Origin of the sequence: Tepidiforma sp. (assembly GCF_026419595.1) — a bacterium.
In the GTDB taxonomy this organism is placed as follows: Bacteria; Chloroflexota; Dehalococcoidia; order Tepidiformales; family Tepidiformaceae; genus Tepidiforma.
The window spans coordinates 258-551 of record NZ_JANZZD010000123.1; the positions used below are offsets into that span (position 1 = coordinate 258).

1 protein-coding gene is annotated in these 294 nt (G+C 67.3%); it reads left to right on the forward strand.

Annotated features, from left to right (window positions below; translation table 11 throughout):
- The coding region (locus tag N2041_RS14730) for a hypothetical protein (RefSeq protein WP_297679383.1) at positions 1–294 on the forward strand (294 nt) is incomplete at both ends.

A 294-nucleotide genomic window follows, 5' to 3' on the forward strand; every position in this document is an offset into this window, starting at 1 on the left:
TTGGCGCGACCTGGAGCCGGCGCCGGGCGCGTACGCGTGGGATCGGGTCGAGGCGTGGCTGGATACGGTTTCCGGGTACGGCAAGAAGGGCATCATCCGCATCGTCCTGCGCTGCGAGGACGTGGCCGTCAGCAGCAGCCGGTGGAACAGCGGCCAGCGGGGCGATATCTGTGCGCCGGCCTGGGCCGTGACCTCGGCATATCAGCCCGTCAGTGTAGACCTCTCCGGCCTTCCCGACGCGTGTTTGCAAATTGCGCAGCCCATGCGGCTCAATTTCCTGGCGCAACCCGTGAC